Below are 7989 nucleotides of genomic sequence, written 5' to 3' on the forward strand. Positions count from 1 at the left end.
GGTCAAGTTATTTAGAGACTTTTGCATAAGTAGGAATGATTAGCAAAATGACAAGTTTTGCCGACTTGGTAATTTCTTTAAACCTTGTCCTAGCAGGGCTAAGGCTGGGTTTAAAAAATCGCTAAGTGGGTGAAAAGTGGGTTTCTGATGATTGTTCCTATTTATGCAAAGGTCTCATTTACTCAAAGTATTTAGCGACACAAAAAAACCCAGTCTTTTGACTGGGGTTTTTTGTATTTTTAATAAGGCGCGCTATCTAAAAGATTGATAAAGACAACTTTTGCAACTGATCTCATTCATTGAACTTGGCTTGTTATGCTGCATGCAAATCAGCATAACAAGTCAAAATAAGTTGGTAATCTCTTGTATGGGATTTTCAGTGCTTAGATTGTACCAAGTTTGAGAAAATAAGCATCTTAAATATCAATTAGTGGTAGTGGTTGCTTCATGTTTGCCCAGTTGATGATATTTCCCATGTTATTCAAAAAAACTTATACAGAAAAGATTAAATGGTATTCTATTTGAGACTTTTGCATAAGTAGGAATGATTAGCAAAGTGACAAGTTTTGCCGAATTGTTGATTTTATGAAATATAGTGGCTGTGTTTCATAAAATTGTCAAGTTGGTGAAAAATGGCGTTTTGATGATTATTCATATTTATGCAAAGGTCTCTATTTAATATAATGTGTTAATTAAAATCACTTTATAAGGTTTTTTTACTGTTGATCCGTAAAAACAACAAATTAAGTGAAAAAAATTGCACTCACCCACTAAATCTATGAATTATCGTTATTTGTCTTTTGGAAGCGCTTCACTTGCTGTAGTTTTTGCTGCTTTCTTATTGAATAATAAGTCTAATGAAAGACCCTTGGCTTTTGTTCAAGACTCAAAGGTTAACATAATTACACAAAGTGTTGATAAAATACCAAAAAAATCTAACACAATCAAGCAATCACCTGAATATGTTTTTGATAATGACAATTCTGCCGATGCTACTCATAGCGAATACGAATACGATTATGACTTAATCAAACAAACTAAGTCAGATCTTAAGAAAAAAACTCAACCGATTCCAAATATTGTAGAAATGGATTTTAAATTTGATGCGAAGGTTGATTATCGTCAAAAATTTAGTCAGTCAAAAAAAGTTTTATTTCGTGTTGAAGCGCTAGGTAAAGAATATCCGTTAACTTTGAAGCGGGATAATTCTTATACCAGTAATGGTGATTGGTATTCTGGGTATATTGAAAATACGGACATAACGGCTAGAGTTAAGGCATTTTCAGACAAAGTAGCAATTTATATTTACGAATCAGAAGGGCGTATTAAGATTTCAAAGACTTTAAACGAAAGACAAAAATATATAGATAATAAATATAAGTCAGAATACCAAGACCCTCACTCATCAGACAAAACAGAGCAAAAGCATGTCCAATCTAATTTTTATGAAACTAAAAATGATTACTATGTGATAAACGAAAGAACCAACGATACCTATGAAAACGAACTTTATTACAATAAAATCAATCCAAATGGCGTTAGCGATTATAACGATGCCCCTTTATTTCCAACCGAGAAAACCAATGAATAAACTTTTTTTATCTCTAAGTATTGTCTTTTTTTACCTATTTCCTTCTTCTTATGCGTCAAATTTTGAGCTACCAGAAATCCCACGAATAATTGGTATGAAAACCATAAAAATATGGTTATGGGAGTTAGATTCCTCTGTAGATGATCGGGATGATATTGAAAACTACATAATAAGCACAATAGAAAGTTCAGGCTATAAATCTGATTTGCATATTGCCTTATCTTGGCTAGATTCTAATTATAAAAATTATCAACATTTTGATGATGTTATTCATAAAATTGACGATTCTGACGATCAGTTAAATGGATTTTCTGATTATATTCAGGCAAATTATAAGTTTAAAAATAATGATTATCATATATTAATGACAGAAAGTAAGTGGGGAAGTATATTTGTAGGGATATTTGGAAAAACATATATAAACTCTCATTTTTGCATAGCTTCTGACGATAGTGAATCTACCGCAGCCCATGAACTGGGACATATGCTAGGAGCCAAGCATAATTCCTCTACCTCTTGGTGGACTTGGACGGCGCCGATTATGAAAACACAATCACTTTTTGTTAGAATAGGTGAGTTTTGGAGCAATGATAACAAAAGCACAGTTAGAAAAAGTTTTGACAGTTTTCTAAACTTTCCTAAGAGTAAACGGATATTCTTTGCTTCAAACTCATATTCAACCGTTGACAGTACCAATAATGCACCAAAATATGAGATGTTAGGTAGGTGGAATGCGAGTAAAGCTATTATTTATAAACTCCCCGTTAACTCAAACTTTAAATATACTATAGAGATAGAAAAAGCAGACTTTGATACTTACTTATATATTTACGATGAAAAAGGAAACGAGATTAATCAAAATGATGACAGTGGTGTTGGTTTGAAAAGTAAATTATCATCTCTAAGCTTTAATTCTCATCGAGAAGCCTATATTGTCGTTAGCGGCTTCAATAATAAGCATGGCAACTTCACTCTTAAAGTGGAAAGAGAATATTCAATTCAAAGAAAATAAGGGATATTGCTTTAAGCATTTATATTTAAAACCTCTTAAAAAATATTTTCACTTAGAAGAGACCTTTGCATAAATAGGGACAATCATCAGAAACCCACTTTTCACCCACTTGGCAATTTTTTAAACCCAGCCTTAGCCCTGCCAGGACAAGGTTTAAAGAAATCACCAATTGGGCAAAAATTGGATTTTGCTAATCATCCCTATTTATGCAAAGGTCGCTTGGAAATTAGAAGTTTTTACGGTTATCGGTAAAAAATCTAGTTTTATTTATTGATAGAGACCTTTGCATAAATAGTCAACCCTTAAAAACCACTCCAAACAAACCAAAACCACCCATTTTTCCAACCATCTAAATCAACAAAACTGCTTTTTATCCAGTGCCGCAAAAAACCTTAGGTATTTTACAAAAAATAAACCCAGTTTTTGCCAAAACAAAAAAATAGTGGCTATTGCCAGCCATTTTTTCAAATTCCAAGCACAGGCAGCCATTAATACATTAATCTCATCACCAACTTGCCCTTTGAGCAGGTTTCTAGATAATCTAAAATCTGATTTCAAATGTCCGATAATAGGCTCTATGGCTGCTCGCCTTTTACACAGTTTGCGCTTTTTATCTCGTTGATAACGATTGTCCCTCTTAAGGGCTTTCTTAGGTAGGATAATCATTGCACCTAGAACCTCTTTAACACCAACATAACCTCGATCACATACTGCTTGCTGAATGGGCTTAGTGCGATTACTGTTAGCGTGAGTGATGGCAGCATCTAGGGTTTTAGAATCGTGGATGTTTTTATCATGACTGACCACGCCAACAATAATGTTATTGTCTTTGGTAGAGACAATAGAGACTTTATTGCCGTATTCATATTGCTTGTGGTCTTTGCCTTTGGCAATGACATAGACATCAGGTTCGTGTAATGAATAGATTTTGTTCTTATCTTTGGGTTGTTGTGCTAATACCTGTTGGTAGAACAAGAAATCTTTTTGATAAGTTTCAAACAGGCTGTGTGTGGGAAGTTTGCGTTGCAATTCTCTGATGAGTTTGTTGGCAATGGTTCTCAGGCGTGTTAAAGCTTTCTTGGCTTTGGCACGCTTTTTAACATGGCGGAAGTGACGAATGCTAAGGCGGCAGTTTTTAACCTCTTTAACATAGGTTCTGCGTTGTTGAATGCCATGACGCTTTGCCAGCTTATTAAGGCGATTGATGATTTTAATGGCAAGTTTGGCATCAGTGGGGTAGGTGATGTTTTTCTCTTGTACGGTGGTGTCAATCAATACGCTAGACTCTTGGGCTTGTTTACCATGCAAGGCAACACTCATTTTAAAAATAAGATTAAAACCTTTAACGCCTATACGCTTCCTAAAGTGCACCAACTCGGTGGCATTGCAAGGCATACCTGGCATATAGTTTGAGTAGCCACAGAAGTATTGGTAATAAGGGTTGCGCTTAAACTGCAAAACAACATCATTTAAAAATCATGTACCTACCCTAAAAAAACGGGTTCGGTCTTGTCCTTTAATACATCTGTCTTTTTAATGAAAGCATCTTTGTGTGTTTGCTTAATCTGATGGAGGAATTGGGTCATGAATCGAAATGCAACGAATGCTTAGACCATAGCTACGCTCTATGGTATGAAAACCAGCATCATTATTATTAATAGAGGCTGTAAAATAGTAAGCATCAATGTCACCAACAACAGGATCAGGAACAGGAGAACGAGTCCATAAGAGAACTGCAGGGTGGTTTTCAGGTATATTACCACTCTTAGAGCGGTAGCCAGCAGATGGGATTTTCAAGAAGCTAGAGAAGGCCGAGTCGGCATTAGTAATATTCGATTTCGTCATCTCTTCCTCTAGTTCTTCCTTAGAGGGTATTTTAAAGGGTTTTGGGCAGACACCCCCACCAGCCGCACCCCAAGACTTCTCTCTCTCTTTACCTGCTGAGTCTGCACTCGTCCAATCAGAATTTCCAATAATAAATGGACCGTTATTAACACCCGTGTTCTTGAGACTAGTGAATTGTTTGGATGATGTGCCAGAAGTTCTCTGCTCGTGCTGATCATGGGCACGCCCCCATTGGTAAAGGTAGCCATAACTTTTTTGATCTCCTTTGAACTTTGCTACTTGGTCTGCTCCAAGATTTCTATCCAACCATACTCTGCCAGTATTAGGTGAATGCACCGATCTGTATGTCACACCGGCAACAGAGTACTCGCTTGATACAAATTCATCTACATTTGTGACTTTAACTTTTAAGTCTTTAGAGTCAGTGTTCTTATCAAAATCAGTTGCAGTAATCGTTACTTTATAATCATTATCCTTGTCTTTATCTACTGGTTTTTCATAGTCTCTTGCAATCATTGAGACAACGCCATTTTTAGCGTTAATGGTGAACTTATCTGCATCCTCGCCACCTATAGTCCAAGTAATGTCACCCACTCTAGAGTCACCAGTTAAAGTTGGGGTTGGGCTTGTAAATGCATCCTTCTCAGCAACACTTGCTACAGCAATGAGATTAATCTTAAAGCTTGCTTTAGATTGGAAGTTGATAATCGCTCTTATTTCTTCTACGCTGTCTTTCTTTGTTCGATCTTTTTCTGTTGCAATTCTAAGGTTCTTTAGTGAAAGATTAGCGTCACCAACGGAATCAGGAAGACCAATATCCGTGTAATCTTGCACTGTAGGGACTGGGTCGTTATCCTCTCCGTTGTAAAGAGAGATTTTACGAATAGCTCTACCTATATATGTGTCAAATACATTATTAACATTGTCTTTGATAGAAGTTTTGCCAGCAGCTACACTAACCCCTCTCTGAAAAGCACTTATTGCACTGCTGAATTCACCGGAAAGAGTCTGGTTCTTTATGGCAGCCTTTAGAACACCAATAACCTCAGTTGCACTGTTACCATTGGTTGCAGCCATTTGTGAAATTATTGCAAGTGTAGCACCAATTTTACCTGCATCATCATTAGCAACTGCTCCATCGTTGGCGTTACTTGGAATGGTGCTAATAATATCAACACCACTCAAAAAAACACCAAAGGCAGTGGCAACATCGGCGTTTAGTTTCACAATGTCTTTGGCAATGACTGTTCTGTCACCAGAATTAGTGTCTGCTAATTGATAAGCGACTTCAGACAAAGGTGAGGCAAGTATTGTTAATGGACCTGTGCCTGAGTAGATTGTTGCCGCCCTCAATTCGAGATGGGGCTGAAGTGTTTTAGATTGTTGCGTGGCTTCATCCGTGTAAGCACCCCCTCTGCAAGCCATAGTAACAAGTCCTGCTGGTATACTGGTTACACCCACCAAATTGACTTGACCATTACTGCCTGTGGAAGCAGTACCCAAGGCAACACCAGCGCTATTATATAATGTACAACTCGCTCCTACGGTAGGTGCGTTGTATTCACCCAAAATAATAGGAAGTCCATTTAAGAGTTTTTCAACACGGATTTTATTACTTCTCTCTACAAACTCAAGATCGCCTAAGTTAACAATGTCTGAATTTTGGAAGGCTTTTTTGCTAATGCTAAAGTTTGTCATTGACTCGTGGTCTGAAAGTGGCAGTGCGGTTGTGAAGCGTGCGTAAGTTTTGCGCTCAACTGTGTTGTTGTCTTCACTACCAAACTCCATACGAACAGAGTCAGAGAGTTGCACTTCTATACCAAAAATGGTGCCTTTGACATTAGGCTGAGCAACACCGTCCCAAATGTATCGAGTGGCTTTAACTTTTGCCCAAGGTAGGTAAGGAACTTGACCTGAGAATTTAACATCATATCCTGCCAATGGATCTTCGGTGTCATCGCCGATCATCTTCTTATCTGAAAGCGGGAAGTATTTGTTAACATTGAGGTTAAAATTTGCTCTTTGGTATTCTAACCCAACACTGCCGCGTTTGTGCTTAGATTTAGACTCATAATCAGTAAACAGGTTGATCCCTGCAATGGATTGACCTTGCTCTAAGAGCTGTCGGTAACCAACACCAAGATTAAGGGTGCTTTTACGCTCGCCAAAGTTTTCACCCGAGTTAAGTTGGGCTTGGACAAAGGTAAGTTCGGTCGAATCGTCATTAAGTGGGGTCAATGGTTGAAGGGTTCTCAGGCTGTAATCTGGGTTTTTAGAGGTGATTTTATGAATAGAAATCTCTGTTTTTCCCTTGCCGAAAGAATTGGCATATTCATTGGCTTTTTGGTTAATGCGGCTTTCGACATTGCTGATGGCTTGGTTTTTTAGCTGACCTTTAATGCCTGTGGTAATTTTATTGCCGAACTGGTTGGCATTGTCTGAGTTGGTAGAGCCTATGGCGCTGTGTACAGTGCTGCCAATCGTTGTGCCGACTTGTTTAAGAAGTTTGTTGGCTTGGTTGTCTTTTTTGGTATAGCTTTGAGTGTTATTCCAATTATAGGTATAAGGCTTGCTGAGGTCCAAGTAAGCGTCTTTGTTGAATGCTTGGGTATCAGATGAACTAACATTAAGAGAAAGCGTTAAAAGGCTGGAAGCAAACAAAAATCTAAAGTTGTATAATAGTTTGTTGTTGTGTTTATTACCTATAAGATTTTTATACTTAAGGTTGTTTAGCTTGATAGGATATTTTTGTTTGGTATTTTGGATTGTGCTTTTAGTAAAAATATCTTTAAAAAAGTAGGCTAATTGCGTTTTCATCATTGTGTTTGTCCTTAATAAGCAAGTTGTTTTAAATAAGATTCTTTAAATTAGAGACCTTTGCATAAATATGAATAATCATCAAAACGCCATTTTTCACCAACTTGACAATTTTATGAAACACAGCCACTATATTTCATAAAATCAACAATTCGGCAAAACTTGTCACTTTGCTAATCATTCCTACTTATGCAAAAGTCTCAAATAGAATACCATTTAATCTTTTCTGTATAAGTTTTTTTGAATAACATGGGAAATATCATCAACTGGGCAAACATGAAGCAACCACTACCACTAATTGATATTTAAGATGCTTATTTTCTCAAACTTGGTACAATCTAAGCACTGAAAATCCCATACAAGAGATTACCAACTTATTTTGACTTGTTATGCTGATTTGCATGCAGCATAACAAGCCAAGTGTAATGAATGAGATCAGTTCAAAAGTTGTCTTTATCAATCTTTTAGATAGCGCGCCTTATTAAAAATACAAAAAACCCCAGTCAAAAGACTGGGTTTTTTTGTGTCGCTAAATACTTTGAGTAAATGAGACCTTTGCATAAATAGGAACAATCATCAGAAACCCACTTTTCACCCACTTAGCGATTTTTTAAACCCAGCCTTAGCCCTGCTAGGACAAGGTTTAAAGAAATTACCAAGTCGGCAAAACTTGTCATTTTGCTAATCATTCCTACTTATGCAAAAGTCTCTAAATAACTTGACC

Annotated in this window: 4 protein-coding genes; 2 read left to right on the forward strand and 2 right to left on the reverse strand. The window is 36.8% G+C overall.

The window, feature by feature from the left end:
• The first annotated feature begins 778 nt into the window (after positions 1-778).
• Together BBROOKSOX_RS07890 and BBROOKSOX_RS07895 are read left to right on the forward strand one after the other, a co-directional pair.
• Positions 779-1591 carry a hypothetical protein gene (locus tag BBROOKSOX_RS07890; protein WP_139660736.1) on the forward strand — a complete coding sequence of 271 codons (813 nt, stop codon included), beginning with the start codon at positions 779-781 and terminating at the stop codon, positions 1589-1591.
• Positions 1584-2603, forward strand: a complete 1020-nt coding sequence (locus BBROOKSOX_RS07895) for a reprolysin-like metallopeptidase (RefSeq protein WP_180324148.1) — start codon at positions 1584-1586, stop codon at positions 2601-2603. The genes BBROOKSOX_RS07890 and BBROOKSOX_RS07895 overlap by 8 nt, the downstream gene beginning before the upstream one ends.
• Positions 2604-2957: 354 nt before the next feature.
• Here BBROOKSOX_RS07895 and BBROOKSOX_RS07900 read toward each other — a convergent pair whose 3' ends face one another.
• Positions 2958-4061, reverse strand: coding sequence for an IS5 family transposase (locus BBROOKSOX_RS07900; RefSeq protein ID WP_257607804.1), 1104 nt, complete (start codon positions 4059-4061; stop codon positions 2958-2960).
• 102 nt (positions 4062-4163) lie between these two features.
• The gene (locus tag BBROOKSOX_RS07905) at positions 4164-7268 is read right to left on the reverse strand and encodes an inverse autotransporter beta domain-containing protein (protein ID WP_139660740.1); all 3105 of its coding nucleotides are present in this window, start codon (positions 7266-7268) and stop codon (positions 4164-4166) included.
• Positions 7269-7989: the final 721 nt, after the last annotated feature.

The organism is bacterium endosymbiont of Bathymodiolus sp. 5 South, from assembly GCF_900128535.1.
Taxonomy (GTDB): domain Bacteria; phylum Pseudomonadota; class Gammaproteobacteria; order PS1; family Pseudothioglobaceae; genus Thiodubiliella.